At 40.2% G+C, this 20,083-nt stretch carries 23 protein-coding genes and 1 other annotated feature; of the genes, 14 read left to right on the forward strand and 9 right to left on the reverse strand.

The window, feature by feature from the left end:
• Positions 1-70: 70 nt before the first annotated feature.
• On the forward strand, positions 71-691 hold the full coding sequence (locus LCL91_RS12245; protein WP_224882719.1) for a pyridoxamine 5'-phosphate oxidase family protein: 621 nt from the start codon (positions 71-73) through the stop codon (positions 689-691).
• Here LCL91_RS12245 and LCL91_RS12250 read toward each other — a convergent pair.
• The 5 genes from LCL91_RS12250 to LCL91_RS12270 all read right to left on the reverse strand — a co-directional run bounded on the left by LCL91_RS12250 (position 685) and on the right by LCL91_RS12270 (position 4,648).
• Entirely contained in the window at positions 685-2,007 is a 1,323-nt protein-coding gene (locus LCL91_RS12250) for a nucleotide sugar dehydrogenase (protein WP_224882720.1), read from the reverse strand. The genes LCL91_RS12245 and LCL91_RS12250 overlap by 7 nt on opposite strands.
• A gap of 14 nt (positions 2,008-2,021) precedes the next feature.
• Positions 2,022-3,167 carry a glycosyltransferase family 4 protein gene (locus tag LCL91_RS12255; RefSeq protein WP_224882722.1) on the reverse strand — a complete coding sequence of 382 codons (1,146 nt, stop codon included), beginning with the start codon at positions 3,165-3,167 and terminating at the stop codon, positions 2,022-2,024.
• A gap of 15 nt (positions 3,168-3,182) precedes the next feature.
• Positions 3,183-3,701, reverse strand: coding sequence for a phosphatase PAP2 family protein (locus tag LCL91_RS12260; RefSeq protein ID WP_224882765.1), 519 nt, complete (start codon positions 3,699-3,701; stop codon positions 3,183-3,185).
• A gap of 141 nt (positions 3,702-3,842) precedes the next feature.
• Positions 3,843-4,061: a hypothetical protein gene (locus LCL91_RS12265; protein ID WP_098444611.1), complete on the reverse strand. Its 219-nt coding sequence runs from the start codon at positions 4,059-4,061 to the stop codon at positions 3,843-3,845.
• 71 nt (positions 4,062-4,132) lie between these two features.
• The gene (locus LCL91_RS12270) at positions 4,133-4,648 is read right to left on the reverse strand and encodes a gamma carbonic anhydrase family protein (protein ID WP_224882724.1); all 516 of its coding nucleotides are present in this window, start codon (positions 4,646-4,648) and stop codon (positions 4,133-4,135) included.
• A 91-nt stretch (positions 4,649-4,739) separates the two neighbouring features.
• On the opposite strand from LCL91_RS12270, the gene LCL91_RS12275 reads away from it, so the two are divergent.
• The 3 genes from LCL91_RS12275 (at position 4,740) to LCL91_RS12285 (ending at position 7,009) form a co-directional block, all read left to right on the forward strand.
• Positions 4,740-5,552 carry an alpha/beta hydrolase gene (locus tag LCL91_RS12275; RefSeq protein WP_224882726.1) on the forward strand — a complete coding sequence of 271 codons (813 nt, stop codon included), beginning with the start codon at positions 4,740-4,742 and terminating at the stop codon, positions 5,550-5,552.
• Positions 5,553-5,569: 17 nt separating this feature from the next.
• A complete protein-coding gene (locus LCL91_RS12280) occupies positions 5,570-6,640 on the forward strand; it encodes a tetraprenyl-beta-curcumene synthase family protein (protein ID WP_224882728.1) in 1,071 nt (356 codons plus the stop codon).
• A 66-nt stretch (positions 6,641-6,706) separates the two neighbouring features.
• Positions 6,707-7,009: a hypothetical protein gene (locus LCL91_RS12285; protein ID WP_165997269.1), complete on the forward strand. Its 303-nt coding sequence runs from the start codon at positions 6,707-6,709 to the stop codon at positions 7,007-7,009.
• Between the two features lie 29 nt (positions 7,010-7,038).
• Here the strand turns inward: LCL91_RS12285 and LCL91_RS12290 are convergent, their stop codons facing one another.
• Positions 7,039-7,611, reverse strand: coding sequence for a class I SAM-dependent methyltransferase (locus tag LCL91_RS12290; protein ID WP_224882730.1), 573 nt, complete (start codon positions 7,609-7,611; stop codon positions 7,039-7,041).
• 215 nt (positions 7,612-7,826) lie between these two features.
• On the opposite strand from LCL91_RS12290, the gene LCL91_RS12295 reads away from it, so the two are divergent.
• The 6 genes from LCL91_RS12295 (at position 7,827) to LCL91_RS12320 (ending at position 14,030) form a co-directional block, all read left to right on the forward strand.
• The gene (locus LCL91_RS12295) at positions 7,827-8,039 is read left to right on the forward strand and encodes a hypothetical protein (RefSeq protein ID WP_224882732.1); all 213 of its coding nucleotides are present in this window, start codon (positions 7,827-7,829) and stop codon (positions 8,037-8,039) included.
• A 163-nt stretch (positions 8,040-8,202) separates the two neighbouring features.
• Positions 8,203-8,430 (forward strand) — a binding site (T-box leader).
• Positions 8,431-8,493: 63 nt separating this feature from the next.
• Entirely contained in the window at positions 8,494-10,908 is a 2,415-nt protein-coding gene (gene leuS / locus LCL91_RS12300; protein ID WP_224882735.1) for a leucine--tRNA ligase, read from the forward strand.
• Between the two features lie 226 nt (positions 10,909-11,134).
• Complete coding sequence (locus LCL91_RS12305; RefSeq protein ID WP_098444604.1) at positions 11,135-11,443, forward strand: rhodanese-like domain-containing protein; 309 nt, start codon at positions 11,135-11,137, stop codon at positions 11,441-11,443.
• Positions 11,444-11,468: 25 nt separating this feature from the next.
• Entirely contained in the window at positions 11,469-11,810 is a 342-nt protein-coding gene (locus LCL91_RS12310; protein WP_224882737.1) for a rhodanese-like domain-containing protein, read from the forward strand.
• A gap of 183 nt (positions 11,811-11,993) precedes the next feature.
• Positions 11,994-12,605 (forward strand): lytic transglycosylase domain-containing protein, encoded by a 612-nt coding sequence (locus LCL91_RS22125; protein ID WP_305078220.1) that lies wholly within the window; start codon positions 11,994-11,996, stop codon positions 12,603-12,605.
• A 177-nt stretch (positions 12,606-12,782) separates the two neighbouring features.
• The gene (locus LCL91_RS12320; protein ID WP_425589680.1) at positions 12,783-14,030 is read left to right on the forward strand and encodes a DEAD/DEAH box helicase; all 1,248 of its coding nucleotides are present in this window, start codon (positions 12,783-12,785) and stop codon (positions 14,028-14,030) included.
• A gap of 67 nt (positions 14,031-14,097) precedes the next feature.
• Here LCL91_RS12320 and LCL91_RS12325 read toward each other — a convergent pair whose 3' ends face one another.
• Positions 14,098-15,372 carry an NAD(P)/FAD-dependent oxidoreductase gene (locus tag LCL91_RS12325; protein WP_224882739.1) on the reverse strand — a complete coding sequence of 425 codons (1,275 nt, stop codon included), beginning with the start codon at positions 15,370-15,372 and terminating at the stop codon, positions 14,098-14,100.
• A gap of 194 nt (positions 15,373-15,566) precedes the next feature.
• Between LCL91_RS12325 and LCL91_RS12330 the strand changes: the two genes are divergently transcribed.
• A complete protein-coding gene (locus LCL91_RS12330; protein ID WP_224882740.1) occupies positions 15,567-17,204 on the forward strand; it encodes a putative polysaccharide biosynthesis protein in 1,638 nt (545 codons plus the stop codon).
• Positions 17,205-17,258: 54 nt separating this feature from the next.
• On the opposite strand, the gene LCL91_RS12335 is transcribed toward LCL91_RS12330, so the two are convergent.
• Both LCL91_RS12335 and LCL91_RS12340 read right to left on the reverse strand, forming a co-directional pair.
• Positions 17,259-17,474: a hypothetical protein gene (locus tag LCL91_RS12335; protein WP_098444598.1), complete on the reverse strand. Its 216-nt coding sequence runs from the start codon at positions 17,472-17,474 to the stop codon at positions 17,259-17,261.
• Between the two features lie 75 nt (positions 17,475-17,549).
• Positions 17,550-17,975 carry a DUF6884 domain-containing protein gene (locus LCL91_RS12340; RefSeq protein WP_098444597.1) on the reverse strand — a complete coding sequence of 142 codons (426 nt, stop codon included), beginning with the start codon at positions 17,973-17,975 and terminating at the stop codon, positions 17,550-17,552.
• Between the two features lie 116 nt (positions 17,976-18,091).
• Here LCL91_RS12340 and LCL91_RS12345 point away from each other — a divergent pair, with 116 nt between their 5' ends.
• From LCL91_RS12345 to LCL91_RS12355, 3 genes are all read left to right on the forward strand, one after another.
• A complete protein-coding gene (locus LCL91_RS12345; RefSeq protein WP_224882741.1) occupies positions 18,092-18,796 on the forward strand; it encodes a pseudouridine synthase in 705 nt (234 codons plus the stop codon).
• Between the two features lie 68 nt (positions 18,797-18,864).
• Positions 18,865-19,476, forward strand: coding sequence for a PRC-barrel domain-containing protein (locus tag LCL91_RS12350; RefSeq protein ID WP_224882742.1), 612 nt, complete (start codon positions 18,865-18,867; stop codon positions 19,474-19,476).
• 173 nt (positions 19,477-19,649) lie between these two features.
• On the forward strand, positions 19,650-20,083 hold a 434-nt coding region (locus tag LCL91_RS12355; RefSeq protein WP_224882743.1), incomplete at its 3' end, for a transposase.

The following is a 20,083-nucleotide window of genomic DNA, read 5'->3' on the forward strand; positions in this document are numbered from 1 at the left end:
TTCATTTAGAGAATATAAAGTCTTTGTGAGGGTGTGATAAAATGGAAGGAAATGTAGGAGGAGAAAAGGAATGAAGAGAATTTTTGGTGAAGAAATTACAACGCTGCAGGAACTTGAAGAGGTGGCCGGAAATCCGAGTCAGCTTGCTGCACATAAGGTTATTTCTTTTCTTGATGAACATTGTAGAGAGTTTATTCGCTTTACACCTTTTATTACGATAGCTACCCATTCAAGTACGGGTAGTGATGTTTCTCCAAGAGGGGATAAGCCAGGCTTCATTCAAGTGTTAGATGACTATCATCTCTTAATACCAGAAAGACCAGGAAACAAACGAATGGACTCGATGAGAAACATAGTAGAAAACCCAATGGTTGGTTTGCTTTTCATGATTCCAGGACGAGATGAAACGTTGCGCATCAATGGGATTGCGACGATTGTGAAAGATAAAAGTCTCCTTGCACGATTTGAGCACAAGGGAAAAACGCCATTATTTGGAATTGGTGTTGAAGTAAAAGAATGTTTCATTCACTGTGGAAAAGCACTAAAACGATCCCATCTCTGGGAACCGGAGCGTTGGCCAAATATAGAAGGACTCGCACCGGCTACTAGAATGCTTTCAGATCATGCGAAGATCGGTGAAGATCACGTTGCGGAATCGTTAAAGGATAGTTATACAAACCGTCTTTACTGAATGGATTGTACTGAAATGGAACCCAATCCTTTATAGATGTTTGGGCGACCAATTGAACAGTAAATTAAATCATAGGTGTTAGCAATGATTCGCATTTCATCCAGGGGGTATAAGTTATGACCGTCTACGACTAATGGAAGCTTGAGCCCTTTGATGATTTTCCCCCAGTTCAGTTGTTTAATAGACACTAATTCACTCATCAATAAAAGAGCATCGCAACCTTGCACTGATTCGTAAATCATTACGTTTTCTTGTTTGCTCTTCGTTTTTTCAGTATCAAACTGTTGAACAATAGCACCTTCCTCTTTCAATTTCTTAATGACTAACTCATAAGGTGGAAGTGCTGGGATCAGTTTTACTGTAGATGAAGTGAAAATAGCAATTTTAGCTCCTTTGAGAGTTCCTAGGAAATCTTTCAGTTTCTGAATCAATAGTTCAGGTTGATATTGATCAATTTCTTCTAGTGCCTTAAACATTTGATTTGCAGAAGAAGATGCTTTAATCATTGAACGAAATAAAGCAAGTTCGTCTAACGTGTCAGTACCTAGAAAAGAAGAACCGGAATGAAGAGAGTGCTCACTAAATTTTGGTGTCTTCGGTAATGCGCCTTGAATCAATTCGACGTCACCCCCGTATTTTTCTGCAACCCCAGCGATCATCGTAAGACACGAGACTTGTAATGATTGATACGTATGATAAGCGTACCTCATTAATTCTGCACTAGTATGGTCCATATATTGAAGAGACGACGTAATAGGCTCATAGAACGTTTCCATCGCACGACAAGCTCGAAGCGAAGAAGTGCCGATAATGATTTGAGACGGACACATAAAATCCTTTACAGCTGAGCCTTTTCGAATAAAATCTGGATTACTCACAACATCGAAGGAGCGATCAGGCACACCCTGTTCTATGAGAATGTCTTCTACTTTTGATGCTGTTCCTGGGGGAACATTACTTTTAATAATAAAGGTTTTATGTTGTTTAATTGTAAGAGCAATTTTTCTTATGAAACGAAAGAAACAAGTAAGATCAGGATGTTTATTCTCGTCAACTGGTATCGGTTCAGTGAATAGAAGAAGGTCTGCTTCAGAAGCGGCTGTTAATCGATTAACAGAAAAGCTTAATTGACCAGCCTTTTTCGCATCTGTCATCATTTCTGGCAATCCTTCTTCATTCACAGGAACTTCGCCTGAATTGAGTGCAACAATTTGACTTCGATCCTCATCGGTACAAACGACATGATGACCATGTGAAGCGAAGATAGCGGATGCGGTTAAACCAATTTCATTGGTGCCAAATACAGCAAGCTTCATTATTTTTCTCCTTTCTAAGCATATTGAGCAATCTTCTTAACTCCAATTGTTTTTTCGTAGTCCTCTAATAATCGACCAAAAATGGCATCCCAAGATTGAGAAAGTGCATACCGTCGGCCCTCATACCCCATCATTCTACGTTCAGTATGATCTGATAAGAGTCGTCTGATCGAGCTAATGTATTCCTCCTCCTTATTAGGGGAGCAGAAAAGTCCATTTCGTTCTTCCGACACAACGTCGGTTAAGCCTCCAGCATTTGCAGCTACAACAGGGGTTCCTGAGGCGAGAGACTCCAATGCGACATTTCCAAATGTTTCAGTAGCCGATGGGAATATGAATAGATCCGAAGTTGCGTATAGCTCTGCTAATTCGTCTCCTTCTTTGTATCCCGTGAATGTCACATTTCCAGGTACATTTTCTTTGAAGTGAGGCATGGCTGGTCCGTCTCCTACTACCAACCATCTTGTTTGTCGTTTTAATTCATCAGGTAATTTCCACATGATTTTTTGTAGTGTTTCAAGATTTTTTTCTGGAGCAAGTCGACTAACAAATAACAGAATATACTTTTCATGGAAGTTGTATCGTTCTCGTAGTGACTGATTCTTTTTAAGCGGAGAAAAGTGTTCACAGTTAACGCCTCTTCTCCAAAGTTTCAGGTTCTCAAATCCTTTTTCATTTAGCCGGTGGCGTGTTTCGTTAGACGGAACAAAGATGCTAGAGAATGGCTGGTTAAACCACGTTAAATATTTCCACATGACAGGGGAAAACCATTCAAGGTAATAATGTTTTAGATAGTCATCAAAATTCGTATGATAGGAAGCAACCATGGGCACGTTGTACTTTTTTCCATAGTGCAACCCGCACATTCCGATATTAAACGGTGTTGCCACATGAAGGAGGTCCGGGTTGAATCCTTGGAGCTGATTGCGGATAAGACTTAATTTAGGAAGGGCAATGCGGCATTCAGGGTATAGGAAAAACTTCATACTTGTAAACCGATGAACATTACTTGTGAACAGGTCTTCATCAGCCTGACAGTCGGGTGCGAAAAGCATGTAATCCACATGATGACGATCCATATATGTGGTTAACTTACCGAGTGTGCGAGAAACCCCATTGACCTGTGGATAATACGTGTCAGTAAAGAGTGCAAGTTTCATGGCTGATCCTCCTCTCTAGCCTAATATGAGTGTTGAAAGAATGCCTGATCCACCACCAAGTAAGACACCAACGAGAACATCAGAAGGATAATGATGACCTAAGTAGATCCGCGACAAGGCAACTAGACTCCCAAGAGCAAGAAGGGGGAGAGCTAGTGAAGGAAGATGAAAGACAAACGGTGTAAGAACAGAAAAGATCGCTGTCGTATGACCAGAAGGAAAAGAATGATCTTTCAGAGGGTAGACGAGCATCTTCGTTTCTGGCATAGCCAGATATGGGCGGTGTCTTGGGTAATGTTTTTTTAATAAATGAACTGGTATATGACTTGCAGCAAGAGCAAATACAGCTTGTAATGCCCAGATCTTTAATGGAGCGGGTAACAAAGCAAGTAACATAAGTGTGCTTATTATGGTTGCTCTAGCACCACCTGCATGAGTAACAAAACCAAAAAGAGATGTGAGATATCTTGAATGACACGTTAAATTCACAAATCGAAATACGGTACACTCCCGCTCATAAAGCCATCCAACCATTTTACTCAAAAAGAATCCCCCTTCAACCTATGTGTTACCTTAAGCATATAGCAGAATTTTAATGCCACTATTAAAGAAATCTTAAGGAATTGTTAAGACCAAACAAAAAAAGATCAGGAATAATCTTCCTGATCTTTTTCATCAAATTAACGTAAAATAGATTACATAGCCAATGGCTAATGCTGTTGCGATAATATAAACAAGAAAAATCGGATTACTAAAGAAAGAAGATTTGACCCGGGCGTTCCCTTGATTATCATATTCGCCTTTTTGATTTTGTCCAAGCCTGTACGTCATAAATGCGCCAATTAGCAAGGTGATGACGACGAGCACGATCAAGACCATTGTCATTTTATACACGAAAGCCACCTCGATCCATTTAGGATTGTATTGGTAACCTTCCTCAAACGAACGACAAATATGCGTGTTTTCTAGAGTGGGTTTTGCTCTTTGTAATAAGCTGCTTTTTCAACGTATTCTCTTCGAATGCGGTTCATATCTTGCAGATCATGCTCTGTTAATGTTCTAACCACTTTAGCTGGCCTTCCGAATGCAAGAGAATGAGGCGGGATTTTCTTTCCCGGTGGGACAAGACTTCCGGCACCTATAAAAGAACCTTCTCCAATCTCAGCCCCATCAAGAATGATTGAGCCCATTCCAACAAGAGCGTTCTTACGAATAATACTACTATGGAGGATAACCTGATGGCCGATCGTCACACCATCTTCAAGAATGAGTTTTTTATTTGGACTCTGATGGAGAACACAATTATCTTGTATATTCACTTTTTTACCAATTTCTGTTGGTGCAACATCTCCGCGAATCGTCGTGTTAAACCAGACGCTACTATGTTCTTCGATTGTCACATCCCCTGTAATGGTAGTATAATCCGCAATATAGACTGTTTCATGAATCTGAGGTTTTTTGTCATGATACGCATACAGCATTGCAATCCCAACCTTCATTTAGTATAGATGAAATCCTTTTCAAAAGTAGTGTATCAAAAAGAACGGACCTACATAAGGGGGCTGATTTTTCATGCGCATAAAAGAAACTGAATATCCAAAAGGAGTTATTGTATTAGTTCATGGAGCGAACGAACATCATCGTAGATATGATTGGCTCGTTTCAAAGTGGATTGAAGCAGGTTACCATGTAGTGCTTGGTGATTTACCAGGGCAAGGGGAGAGTACGAGAAGACGAGGGCACATTGATTCGTTTGACCAATATATCGAGACTATCGACAAATGGATCAAAAGAGCTCACGAATTTCAGCTACCAGTGTTTTTATTAGGACATAGTATGGGCGGTCTTGCTTCGATTCGAACGATTATGGAAAAGCGACCGTCTCTGACGGGAGTGATTTTATCTTCTCCTTGTATTGGTCTAGTGAATCCTCCAAATAAAGGCGTAGATCTTCTCTCTAAAGTATTAAATCCAATCGTTCCTTCGTTAAGGTTAAATTCCAAGCTAGAGCCGAATATTGGGACAAGGAATCCGGAATTTCATAAACGCGATCAAGAAGATCCACTAATGGTTCAAAAAGTATCGGTAAGGTGGTATCGTGAACTTCTTAAGGCAATGAAAATCGCAAACGAAGGTGCGAGAACATTTCACAATTTACCATTGCTTGTTGTACAGGGTGGCGATGATCGTATTGTTGATAAACAAGCCGTTATTTCATGGTTTAACCGTATTCCCTTGAAAGAGAAGGCCTATAAAGAGTGGGATGGATTTTATCATGAGGTGTTCAACGAACCAGATCGTGAAGATGTATTTCAAACAGCCAAATCGTTTGTTGAATTAAAACTTGAATTACTAAGCCGCAAAGAAAACCAGATAAATAATTAATACAGGAGTGGGGTCACTTGAAAGTACCGAGTCAACCCTGGACGCTGATGTATAGTATCTATCGACGCGTCTTACCGAGGGTTCATCATGAATTAGAATATTGGAGGAGACGGGCTGAACAAATCCCAAATCCTGAACTTAGAAAACAGGCACTAGACAGCATTGATTCAAAAACGTTTCACTGTGAAGGTGGAGGGATCTATGGGTTACTTGCTGGAAAGCAGATTGATCGTTCGATTTCATTTATCGCTGCTTATCAGACAATTAGCGACTACCTGGATAACTTATGTGACCGAAGTACTTCACTTGATCCAAAAGACTTCAGTGCTTTACATGAGGCAATGATTGAGGCTCTTTCGCCTGAGGTTGAAGCATCTAATCACTATTATCGCTATCGGGAAGAAAAAGATGATGGCGGTTATCTAGTTGAACTTGTTCAGACGTGTCAGAAGGTAATTCGCGAGTTGCCAAATCAATCCGAAGTGCAGCCGGCCTTACTAGAACTCTGTCATTACTATTGTGATCTTCAGGTACATAAACATGTGAAAGAGGAAGAACGCGTGCCAAGATTGAAGAGCTGGTTTGATCAGCACAAGAAGCAAATGCCAGAAATGACTTGGAACGAATTTTCTGCTTGTGCAGGATCAACGTTGGGTATATTTTGTCTTGTCTCGTACTCACTAGGTGAAGAAATCCCACAAGGTGGAACAACGATGATTAAAGATGGGTACTTTCCTTGGGTGCAGGGTCTTCATATTATGCTGGATTACTTTATTGATCAGGAAGAGGATCGAGCTGGTGGAGATTTGAATTTTTGTTTTTATTATAAAGACAATGATGAGCTCGCCAAGCGTGTTGCGCACTTTATTAAGGAAGCAGATAAAAGCGTCGAGGGACTTCCTCATTCTTCTTTCCACCGGTTAATTAATCGAGGTTTACTTGGAATCTATCTTGCCGATCGCAAAGTAATGGAGCAGAAAGATGTTCGTTCGTTAGCTCGTAAAATCATTCGTATTGGTGGACGATCGAGTATTTTCTTTTACTTTAATGGATGGGTTTATAGAAGACTTCACAAAGCTTCTCAGTAAAACGCGTATAAAAAACACTCATTCGTGAGAAAAGAAGCCTATAGGATTTTGAAAGGGGCTTTTAAGATGAAGAAGCGTTATTACGTAGAGGTTAGTTCAGGTGAAATTTTGGAAGATCAAGGAGCATCAAGTTACCATTTTGAAATTGATGCAGATGAGGAAGATATTTATGAGCTTAGTGAGCTTTTTGATCTAACAGATAAGGATAGTCGACTTTCCTTATACCGTGCTCATGTCCCTGCCATGAGTTATCATGAAGATAAAAACAATGATGACTATGATAACCATATGAAAGAGATATATAGCCTGATACACAAATTAGGGAATAAAAAAACAAGAGATCATATTGAATCGATGAGAATTCTATAATGAATAGGGGCTGTGCAGAAGCACAGCCTTTATTTTTTGCTGATTGCAAGAATATAGGGGGGATCATTGATTTGGTTAATAAACTGATATTTTAGAACCTGATAATGTGACTGATTAAGATCAGTAGCGAAATTTGTGACTTTTTCACTTTCGATTTTTCCCTCTGGATGCCCCGGATAGACAACTAGAATGAGAAGTCCTCCTGAATGAAGCAAACGTAAGATATCTGTTACAGATTGAATCGTTTCTTCAGCATTAGTGACAATGGATTTATCTCCACCTGGCAGGTAACCAAGATTAAAGATTGCGGCAGAAACTTTCCCTATATGTTCCTTCTCAATGTTGTTATTAATGGAAGCGTGAGTCTCCTGGAATAGAGTGACCTGGGTATATTGGTCAGCTTCTTGCAGTCTTTTTTTGGTCGATTCTATTGCTTTAGATTGGATATCGAATCCATACACTTTGCCTGACTTACCAACCGATTCGGCTAGAAAGAGAGTGTCGTGTCCATTTCCACAAGTACCGTCTATAGCAATGCTACCTTCTGCTAAGACTGAGTCCAGTAGCGTTCTTGTAAAAGGTAAGATACGTTGAAGGGTCATGATGTATATTCCTTTCTGTCACTAAAAATATTCTTTGCTTCATTTATCTGCTGCCTGACTTGAGCAACTTATCGTGAATGCAGACGTCTAGAAAGCGATGATTTAGCTCATTATGACTTTACCATGTTCGATCTTTTTCTCCAACTAACTTTCTTAAATGTTTGGGAATATATGGAGTGTGGTACAAACTAGTAAACAATAAATGAGGTGATCATATGGCAAAGAACGAAAAGGCACACAAACAAGGTGAAACCAATAACCCTGAGCAATTACCTGATAAAGAAGAGAATCAATTGGATGAGGATACTTCAGAAATGAATGTGGATGCGATTCCACTAGAAGATTTAAAAGAAGAGCAGAGAGAAGAAAAAGATAAGCCGCATTCAAAAGACGATTCGGCGAGTCAGAAAAAGCATCGCAAAGGATAACGTGCCCAGTATGGGTACGTTTCTTTTATATTTTCTATACCTAATTAAAAGTAAATTGTATCTGAAGATGTATAGATCACGAAAAAAGCGGCTATTCTGATAATGTTCTTGACATTTCTCACAAGTCTTCATACAATACAAATTATATACGTAATTTGTGAAGTTAAAGATAATGATAAGGAATAGTACCAAGGATTCTATTGCTAGAGAGTTAACGGGTGGTGGAAGTTAACATAGAACCTTTGCGAACTCACCTTTGAATCGGAACCTGAATGGAGTAAGGTGACCCGTATGCCTGCGTTAAAGGCCTTAAGTGAGTGCTTTTTAGCACTAAGCCGGGTGGTACCGCGGGTGATTGTGAATAGTAGATTCTCAACCTCTCGTCCCTGTTGATAAACAACGGGGATGGGAGGTTTTTTATTTTTTCTGTAAGGACTGGAAGGAGAGAGTAGCAATGGCATTTGATCACAAATCAATTGAAAAGAAGTGGCAGCACTTCTGGGAAACAAACAAAACATTTAAAACAGAGAATGACGCACAAGGTGAGAAAGTTTATATACTCGATATGTTCCCTTATCCATCTGGGGCAGGTCTGCACGTTGGACACCCTGAAGGGTATACGGCAACAGATATTTTATCTCGTATGAAAAGAATGCAGGGATACAATGTCCTTCATCCAATTGGATGGGATGCATTTGGACTACCAGCAGAACAATATGCACTTGATACAGGTAACAACCCACGTGACTTTACGCAAAAGAACATCGATACATTCCGTCGCCAAATTAAGGAGCTTGGTTTTTCATACGATTGGGATCGAGAAATTAATACAACTGATCCACATTATTACAAATGGACACAGTGGATTTTCACGAAATTATATGAAAAAGGTCTTGCCTACGTAGATGAAGTAGCTGTGAACTGGTGTGAAGCGTTAGGAACTGTTCTTGCGAATGAGGAAGTCATTGACGGTAAGAGTGAGCGCGGCGGTCATCCTGTTGTTCGTAAACCAATGAAGCAATGGGTCTTAAAAATTACGGAATATGCGGATCGCTTGCTTGAAGATCTAGAAGACCTTGACTGGTCTGACAGCATTAAAGAGATGCAGCGAAACTGGATTGGGAAGTCCGAAGGCGCTGAAGTGACCTTTACAATTGATGGTTATGAAGAGTCAATTGATGTCTTTACGACGCGTCCAGATACACTGTTTGGCGCAACGTATATGGTGTTAGCACCTGAGCATCCTCTAGTTGACAAAATTTCGACGAGTGAACAAATTTCCAAAGTTGAGAGCTATCGTTCAAAAGTTCAAACAAAGAGTGATCTTGAGCGAACAGAGCTATCAAAAGAGAAGACTGGTGAATTTACTGGCGCCTATGCAGTTAACCCAATAAATAATGCTAAGCTTCCGATTTGGGTAGCGGATTACGTGCTTATGAGTTATGGAACTGGTGCGATCATGGCTGTTCCTGCTCATGACGAGCGTGATTATGAGTTTGCGACTACCTTTAACCTTCCAATTCAAGAAGTTGTGGCTGGTGGAGATGTGTCGAAAGAAGCCTATACAGAAGATGGGGAGCATGTAAACTCTGAGTTCTTAAACGGCCTTCAGAAAGAAGAAGCCATAACGAAAAGCATTGAATGGTTAGAGGAAAACGGTAAAGGTACGAAAAAAACAACGTATCGTCTTCGCGATTGGTTATTTAGCCGTCAGCGTTACTGGGGGGAACCAATTCCAATCATTCATTGGGAAGATGGTTCAATGAGCGCAGTACCGAAGGAAGATTTACCGGTCGTTCTACCAGAAACAACGGAAATTAAGCCCTCTGGAACTGGCGAATCCCCTCTTGCAAATATCGAGGATTGGTTGAACGTTGTCGATCCTAAAACAGGTATGAAAGGCCGTCGTGAAACAAACACGATGCCACAATGGGCTGGAAGCTGCTGGTACTACCTGCGTTATATTGATCCTGATAACGATGAGATGCTAGCGGATCCTAAGAAGCTTGATGAATGGCTACCTGTGGATATGTATATCGGTGGTGCAGAGCATGCGGTTCTTCACTTGCTTTATGCTCGTTTCTGGCATAAAGTTCTATATGATATCGGTGTAGTGCCAACGAAAGAACCATTCCAACGTCTTCGCAACCAGGGAATGATTCTTGGTGAAAACAACGAAAAAATGAGTAAGTCAAAAGGAAACGTAGTAAATCCAGATGAAATAGTTGAAAGCCACGGTGCAGATACACTTCGTCTATATGAAATGTTTATGGGGCCATTTGAAGGGTCGATAGCATGGTCACACAATGGTCTGGATGGAGCTCGTCGTTTCCTTGATCGTGTATGGCGCTTATTTGGCGAAGGTGACCTAACAAAGTCTTCGATTTCTGAAGAAAATTCAGGAGAGAAGATGGAGCGCGTTTATCATGAAACAGTTAAGAAAGTAACTGAAGATATGGAAGGACTGCGCTTTAACACCGCTGTGTCGCAAATGATGGTATTTGTAAATGAAGCGTATAAGCAGGAGACGGTTTCGGTTACTTTAATGGAAGGGTTTGTGAAGTTACTTTCACCTATCGCGCCTCACCTTGCTGAAGAACTATGGAGTACGCTTGGACATGGCGAATCACTTGCGTATGCGAATTGGCCAATGTTTGATGAAAGCAAACTTACAGTAGACGAAGTTGAGATTGTTGTTCAAATTAACGGCAAACTTCGCGCTAAAATATCCATTCCTACAGAAGCCTCTCGTGATGAGATGCAGGAAATTGCGTTAGAGCATGAGAAAATTAAAGGTCAACTTGATGGCAAAACACTTCGTAAAGTTATTGCTGTTCCAGGTAAGTTAGTGAATATCGTAGCTAATTAACAACTAACCCTCTCCAGTTGATGGAGAGGGTTTTAACTATATAAAATTTTGCTGAAAATGATGAAACAACATTTTGTATAACCTTTTCCTATATTTGAGAATATTAGTAAGATGATAAGAAGATAGATTTCTTGTATTGAACTAACAAATCATGTACGATTGAATTTGTTAAAGTGAATATAATCGAAAAATCATATGAGAACTGTACGAAAGGGGTATGTTTTTTATGAGTAATGAAATTAAGACCGTAACACCTGAAGAGGTTGAAAAGCTAATCAATGATGGAAAGAACGTTTCGCTAATTGATGTACGTGAGGACGAGGAAGTAGAGGAAGGTATGATCCCTGAAGCGAAGCACATTCGTCTTGGTACTCTTCCGGAACGACTTGATGAAATAAACAAAGAAGAAGAGCATATTATGATTTGTCGCTCTGGACGTCGCAGTGAGCGTGCTTGTGAGTACATGCAAGAAGCTGGTTATGAAGTAAGAAATATGGTTGGCGGTATGATGAAATGGGAGGGTAAACTGAAATAACCCTGCTAAAAAGGAGAGAGTTTGAATGGCGATGTGGGGAATGGCTGGTGCAGTAATGGCTGCCTTGACTTTAGGATTATGGCGAGTAGTTTATCCTTATTCTTATATGAAGCCGATTCATTTAGATCGGTTTGATGATGATAAGTACTGTCTCATTGATGTGAGAGATTATATTCTTTCGCATCGTACGCCTTATGAAAAAGCAAAGAATATTCCGCTTTCTTATTTAGGAAGACAGACGAAAGAAAATGAAGTGTGTGATAAAGAGATTATTGTTCTTGCCGAGGATCGAAAAGCAGCAAGACTCGCTGTGAAGATCCTGATGAAACAGCGCAAGCAACCTATATATTACATGACCGTTTCATAATAAAAACGTCTTTTGGAGATTGGTCTCTAAAAGACGTTTTCCAAAAGTTTTAATCCAAGTAAATTGATGTGTTTAATAAATCATAGCACTTTTTTCCCTATGTTCCAAATAGATTGCTTAAAGAAATCTACTTCTGCCTTCAATCTGGTATAATGATGAAAAAGACTAGACCGGGGTGATGAAATGAAGGCAGAACTAATACGTGCTATGATGGACTTACAGACTCTTCAACAATTGCAAATAGGAAATGCAGTGAAGCAAACGACCACTTTTTCCTTTACTGATATGCTTGAGCAAGCTCTCTCTAACCAGAATCACGGACAAGCCAATCCGGATTCAACCCTTACTTCAACCCCGGCGGAATTATCTGCGCCATCCCAAATCCCAATCTCGTCTAACCCTTCTTATTCGTCTTCATCGCTTGAAATCGATGGGTATATAGAAGAATTATCGGTGAAATATGACGTCGATCCTAAGCTCATTCATTCCATTATTAAACAAGAATCAGGCTATAAGTCAGATAGCGTGAGCGGGGCTGGGGCTATGGGGTTAATGCAACTAATGCCTGCTACTGCCGCTTCATTAGGAGTAAAAGATCCTTTTGACCCTGGACAAAACATTGAAGGCGGCGTAAAGTACATGAAACAAATGATGAATAAGTATAATGGAAACACTGAGCTTGCACTAGCCGCTTATAATGCCGGACCGGGAAATGTCGATCGGTACGGTGGCATACCTCCGTTTCAAGAAACACAAAATTATGTTTCAAAAGTAATGGGGAATTATCGGGTATAAATTAGTTAAAGCTGTCTCACTCGACTGCACTTTAGCAGTCGTCAATGAGGTAGCTTTTTTTAAGGTTTCATTTCATAATGGAATTTCTTTTGACTTCGTTATGTTCGGAGCGAGAGAATAAGGGCAGGTCTGAAAGAAGAGACAAATTATTGATATACTAAACATGAGGTGACTAATTTGAACGAATTTACTACATTGGGACTAGACTCACGTCTCATTAAGCAACTTGAAGCTCAGGGCATTGATACCCCAACAGACATTCAAAGAGAAACGATTCCCGTCATGTTACAGGGAAAAGACGTCATTGCGCAAGCCCAAACGGGTACAGGAAAAACATTCGCTTTCTTGCTGCCAATTCTTGAGAAGATAGATACAGAAGCACAAGAAGTACAGGCTCTCATTGTAACGCCAACTCGTGAGCTTGCGATTCAGATTACTTCAGAATTGATGAAGTTAGTTGAAGAACGAGATGACGTCAATGTTCTAGCTGTTTATGGTGGTCAGGATGTTGAAAGACAGATCAAGCATCTAAATAAGCAAGTCCACATTGTTGTGGCAACGCCTGGTCGCTTGTTAGATCATGTTCGAAGAGAAACCATTGATTTATCTCATACTGCTTATCTTGTCTTGGATGAAGCTGATCAAATGTTGCATATTGGTTTCCTTAGAGAAGTAGAAGATATTATTGATGAAACGCCTGAAAGCCGTCTAACCGCCCTATTCTCAGCAACTATGTCGAGCGATATTAAACAACTTGCCAAACGCTTTATGCGTTCACCTGAGAAGATTAGAGGAAAAGAGAAAGGCAAAACCGTTGAAGAAATTGAGCAGTTCGTTATTGAAACGACTGATCGACGAAAATTTGGGTCCCTTACTGAAACTATCGACGAAGTACGTCCGTTCCTCGGAATTATTTTCTGTCGTACGAAGCGTAGAGTTAGTAAATTAAATGGTGATTTAAAAGCAAAAGGATATTTATCCGATGAGCTTCATGGTGATTTATCTCAGTCGAAGCGAGAGAGTGTTATCAAACGATTCCGTGATGCGAAGATTCAGCTTCTTGTGGCCACAGATGTGGCAGCACGAGGACTTGATATTGAAGGCGTAACTCACGTTTTCAACTACGACATTCCTCAAGATACAGAAAGTTATATCCACCGGATTGGGCGAACGGGGCGTGCTGGTGGAGATGGTGCATCGTATACGTTTATAGCTGCAAAGGATCAATCATTTATTCAAATGATTGAAAAAGGGATCGGTAAGAAACTTGCTAGAAAAACCGTTGAAGGTGCACTACCTGATAGTGAAGAGCGTAATGATCAAAGAAGAAATGATCAAAGAAGTAGATCCAGCCATTCTTCTCGTAAGACTGGTTCCTCGAACAATCGGAATCGAAATAGCGGAAGAAACCGAAACAAACGATAAAAGAAAGAGAGGGATCGTCCGATGGACGATCCCTCTCTTTCTATAGGCGAGTCGAATCATGCTCAACTTAAATAGCAGAAGTTGTTCTTCTTTCCGCAGCGCTTTTACCTGCTGTATACCCTGTTACAAAGGCGGAAGTGATGTTATAGCCGCCGGTATACCCGTGGATGTCGAGTACTTCTCCACAAAAGTAAAGACCTGTGGTGAATTTTGAAGCCATTTCTTTCGGATGTATTTCTTTTAGAGATACGCCTCCACCCGTTACGAAGGCTTTATCAATTGGAAGTGTACCATCGATCGCCACTTGGAATTGCTTTAATAAGCGTACGTATTCACGCACTTTTTCCTTCGATAAGTGAGCATACGTCGTTTCAGGCGATATGTCTGCTTTAGTAAATAAGAAGAGCATGTATCGCTCTGGTACTTTGCTTTTCCAGATGTTTTTAATTGCTTTTTTAGGCTCTTCTTTTGCGAGCTTCATATGCTCGCGAAACAATTCCTCTTCGTTTTGATCAGGTGCGGCATCAATTTGCAGGGGAATGTATTGCGCATTGAATTTTTTCATTGCTTTCACAACGTATTGACTGCACCGAAGAACAGCGGGGCCAGAAAGTCCAATATGTGTAAAAATCATGTCCCATCGATGTGTTTTAATCACCTTACCCTTTGGGTTAAGAACAGATAGCGCAACATCTCGAAGTGATAATCCCTGAAGTTCCTTATTTTTAATAAAAGCTTCACTGGAAGTAAGGGGAACTTCAGTGGGGTATAGATCTGTGATCGTATGACCACCTTCTTCCGCCCATGCATATCCATCTCCGGTTGAACCCGTATGAGGGACAGATTTTCCTCCAACTGCAATAACCACGTTCGATGAGTGAATGTCTTCTTTCGTTTTAAGTCTTATACCTGAAACAGCCCCGTCTTCATAAAGAACTTTCTCCACTGGGGTATTGACTTGTATTGTCACATTTAAGTGTCGTACTTTATCTAGTAGTGCATTTACAACAGACTTGGCATCATCAGTGACGGGGAACATTCTGCCATGATCTTCTTCTTTTAATTTAATACCAAGGTCTTCAAAGAATGTGATAATGTCTTCATTATCAAAAATGTTAAACGCGCTGTATAAGAATTTTCCGTTTCCTGGAATGAATTTGATTAGTTCATCAAGTGGAAGTCGGTTTGTTACGTTACAACGACCGCCTCCAGAAATCGCTAGCTTTCGTCCAAGCTTATTCCCTTTATCAACGAGAAGCACTTTTGCTCCATGTTCAGCCGCTGATACAGACGCCATGAGTCCGGACGGACCTCCGCCAATCACAATGACATCATAGTTCATACTTACACCTCTCTCATTTTGCTACACTCAAACATACCATAATTCACTCCCCTTAATAAAGTTTCACAAAAATTTATATTTGTTGTTACTAGCTAAATAGCTTAAAATGGAGAAGTGTATTTAAAGAACTGTTGAAAATTGTTGATAGATGACGAATGGATCTAGTTGAATGGTTAGAAGTAGGAGATGGAGAAATGTCTGATTCAAATGTGATTAGAGGGACAATGCTGTTATCAGCAGCTACCCTTTTTTCTAGAATAATTGGTATGATTTATATGTTTCCTTTTACAGCTCTCGTTGGTACGCAGGGTGTAGCCCTTTATCAATATGCTTATACTCCATATACGATAATGCTAAGCCTCTCCACAGTGGGAATTCCGCTTGCAGTCTCAAAGTTTGTTTCAAAATATCACACGCTTGGAGATTACCGAACGGGACGAAGACTTTTTAAGTCAGGTCTTCTTTTAATGACGATTACTGGATTTGTAGCATTTCTAGCCCTTTTCCTTTTGGCAGAGCCAATTGCTCGTATTGTCATTGATGAGGGGAAAGAGGGGAATACAATTGCCGATGTAACATTAGTTATAAGAGTCGTGAGTATGGCGCTATTAATTGTGCCGATCATGAGTCTAACGCGCGGTTTTTTTCAAGGTCTACAATCGATGGGACCAACAGCTGTTTCACAAGTCGTTGAACAAATTTTCCGGATCGTATTTATCCTTGTTTCCAGTGTTATTATCATTAAATTTATGGACGGTGAGGAAGCGACAGCCGCTACATTCGCCACTTTCGGTGCATTTGTTGGGGCAGTTGGGGGATTGCTTGTAGTTTTCTGGTATTACAGAAAGCGAAAGCCATCGTTAGATCGTCACCTTGCTGAAAGTACGGTGGATCATGATGTATCCTTAAAAGATATGTATAAAGAAATCATTACGTATGCTCTTCCGTTTGTTGTAGTCGGTTTGGCAATTCCTTTATATTTGCAAATTGATACGTTGCTCATTAATCCAGCATTGAAGAGTATTGGTTACGATAAACCTGCCTATGAAGAAGTGTTTGCGATTATCACGGGACTTGCTCATAAGTTGATTATGATCCCAGTATCGCTTGCTACTGCACTTTCAATGACGATTATCCCAGCTATTACGAAATCATTTACAGCGAATCGTGAAGGATCATTGCAGAATCAGCTAACGCAAACGTTCCAAATTTTATTATTCTTGACCACCCCCGCTGCAATAGGGTTAGCCGTTTTATCTGAACCGATATTTAGAGTTCTTTATCCAACGGTAAATCAAGAGCTTGGTAGCTGGTTATTAATGTGGTATGCGCCAACGGCTATATTATTTGCACTCTTTTCTGTAACAGCTGCGATTTTGCAGGGGATTAATAAACAGAAGTTTGCCGTCTATAGTTTACTGGCTGGTCTTGTCCTTAAAGCTGGTCTAACTTATCCCTTTGTCACAATGTTTGAGGGGAAAGGATCGATTCTTGCGACAAATATCGGTTTACTAACGTCGGTTATCATTACAATCGCTGTCATTAAGAAATATACAGATTACGAGTTTGGATTCCTCTCAAGAAGGTTACTCCTTATTGGAATTTTCGTCGTGATTATGGCGGTTGCTTCCAAACTAGCCATTCTTCCATTAGAATCGGTTATGCCTGATTTATACCTTTCAACAAGTGAAGGCGGAAGCATGTTGTATTCGATCATTAATTTACTAATTGGCGTTACGGTGGGAGGAATTGTATTTCTATGGCTATCGTATCGTTCCAATCTAGCGGGATTAATTTTAGGTGAACGATTCTCATTTCTAAAAAGACGTTAAAAAATGAAGGCCTCCTGAGGCCTTCATTTTTTATAAGTGGAATAATTGAGAAGGCTAATAGCCGTAGTCCTCATCACGAATCCCGATCTGTCTCTCAATTCTTGTAATTCTTCGATCTTGTCGTCGTAGCTGGCGCTCAATTTGTCTAAGCTGTTGTTCAATATTTCCAGGATATCCTGGTTGGCCGGGATACCCGGGCTGTCCTGGGTATCCAGGGAAGCCAGGATACATCTGGAACTGTTGCCCTTGCTGCCGATCATAATCATACATTCACAACGCCTCCTTTTGTAGGTACTTGATAGTGTATGTTGAAGCTGGGCAGTGTTGCTGGGCATGTGACCCGTGTTATACTGAGTTTTTCTGATACCAACTGAGCTGCTCTCCGATTCCAAGTCCTTTTAAAGGCACTTCATACACATAGTTGAATCGGTTAAGCTGAGGCTCAAGGTGTTTTCGATAAACGGAGCCACCGTGTAAACACACGAGGATATCCGTAGAAGTCTCATGTTGAGAGAATTGCTCAATTACTTTTTGAGCCCATTCTTCTCGTTGATGATGGGAAAATGTTTTAATTGAGACGTCATAGGGGTCCATGATGTCTTCTGGTAATAAAAGTCCATCTTTGGCATTATAGAAATACATGCGGTCATAATGTTGAGATGCGTATTCTAACGTTTTTTGAAATAAAGGACTTTGGTAAAATTCCGTCACTGGTGCAGACTTATTACTTTTCTTGCGTGCTGTTGCTAAAAGTCCAACTTTCACAGTCATACGATTCACTCCAAACGTGCATTTTGGCATTTATCGTTTACATACCCTTACGAACCAAAAAGTATGCTAAAAAAGTAAATAAATAGTGGAAAAAATATGGAAAAGGAGAGGTTGAAATGCGTTTAGATAAATTATTAGCAAATATGGGCTACGGCACGAGGAAAGAAGTAAAAAAACTTTTGAAAACAGGCGTGGTTCGTGTTGATGAAGAGGTGATTAAGGATGCGAAGCACCATATCGATCCTGAAGAAAATCACGTAACAGTTTATGAAGAAACCGTAGAATATCGGGAATTCATTTACCTTATGATGAACAAACCGGCTGGAGTTATTTCAGCAACGGAAGATGAAGAAGAAACTGTCATTGACATACTCATTCCTGAGGATCAAGTTTTCGAACCATTTCCAGTAGGGCGATTAGATAAAGATACAGAAGGATTATTAATCATCACGAATGATGGTAAGCTAGCTCATCATTTAACGTCACCAAAACATCATGTTCCGAAAACTTATTATGCTAAAATTAGCGGTGTTGTATCAGAAAAAGATATTCGGGCTTTTGAGAAAGGCGTCACGCTTGAGGATGGATATGAAACAAAACCTGGAGAGTTAACGATTTTAAGTGCTGCTGAGGAATCCGAAATTGAGCTTACAATTCATGAAGGAAAATTCCATCAAGTAAAGCGAATGTTTGAAGCGGTAGGCAAGAAAGTCGTTTATTTACAGCGCATTCAGATGGGAGATATTCATCTTGATGGTGACTTGGAACCTGGAGAATACAGAGAGTTAACTGAGGAAGAGGTAACCATTCTACAAAAGTAATGGTTTGTTTCTTTACGACTGACTTGGGGAATAGCAGGAGTATTCAGTTGTGAAGGAGAGGATTTTTCATGATTAAGGTTGGAAAAGAAATTCAAGATCATAAGTTGAAAAATGAATCATCTGCTGAATTGATTGTGAAGCAGGTTTACTTTGATCAGACACTTCGGCAAGCAACATATGTTGAGGTTGAGAAAAAAGAGATTTCTAATGAGAAAGATGCCGTTCCTGATCATCATGCAGATGAAATGCTTCACTCTATTCAAGCGTCAGGAGGCCAATTCACGCCTGATAATTATCCAGTTACAGACGACGATCGTAAAGAACGAGATGCAAATGAAACAATGATTGTTTCATTTAGTCAATTATCCTGGCAAGATGATGGCTATTTGCTTCGTGAAAGTCAGGATGAAATTCAAACGACGGTTTTAGCTGATCAATGTTCGAATAAATCGTTAAATAAAGCTGAAATTTTAACAGAAAGCGGAGAAGAGCTTGGCAAGGTGAAGGAAATTGTCATTGACAAAAGCGGCAGGGTCGAGGGATTTGAGCTTTCAGAAGGCTTTTTATCTGATTTTCTTTCAAGCGATCAACCCTTTTTAAAATTGGACGAAGCAGTAAAGTATCAGCACGGTAAAATTATTGTCCCTACAGACTATCATCATACAATAAAAAAAGCGTGATATAGAAAGAGGCTGGGACAAAACCCAGTAAATTAAAATAAGAGTGGCCCTGCGGACAAAGAATTTGTTCGCAGGGCCACTCTTTCTATATTTTCATCTTAATTTAACAATAAAATAAGGGCAACCTCTGATAAAATTATAGTTACCACACAATAACCATCGGAGGTGCCCTTATGTTTAAAGATTATAACATGAATCAAGTGATTTTGCCCCTAGATTTAGAAATGAAATTACAAGAAAATGATATTGCCTATGCCGTCCATGAGTTGGTCGAACAGATTCCGGATGAAGCTTTTTCTGTGTTCCTACGTGATACGGGATGCCCTGCTTATCACCCACGTATGATGATGAAAGTTATTTTATGTGCGTACACCCAATCGGCTTTTTCAGGAAGAAAGATTGAAGGTCTCCTCAAAGATAGCGTTCGGATGATGTGGTTAGCGCAAGGGTATGAACCCAGCTATCGCACCATCAATCGGTTCCGTGTCCACCCAGAAGTCAAAGAACTTCTTCGTCAGGGCTTCGTACAGTTTCGTTGTCAGCTCGTTCAAAAAGACCTCATTGATGATGAAGCGATCTTTATTGATGGTACGAAGATTGAAGCGAA

The sequence above is a fragment of the Guptibacillus hwajinpoensis genome (assembly GCF_020171785.1).
GTDB lineage: Bacteria > Bacillota > Bacilli > Bacillales > Guptibacillaceae > Guptibacillus > Guptibacillus sedimenti.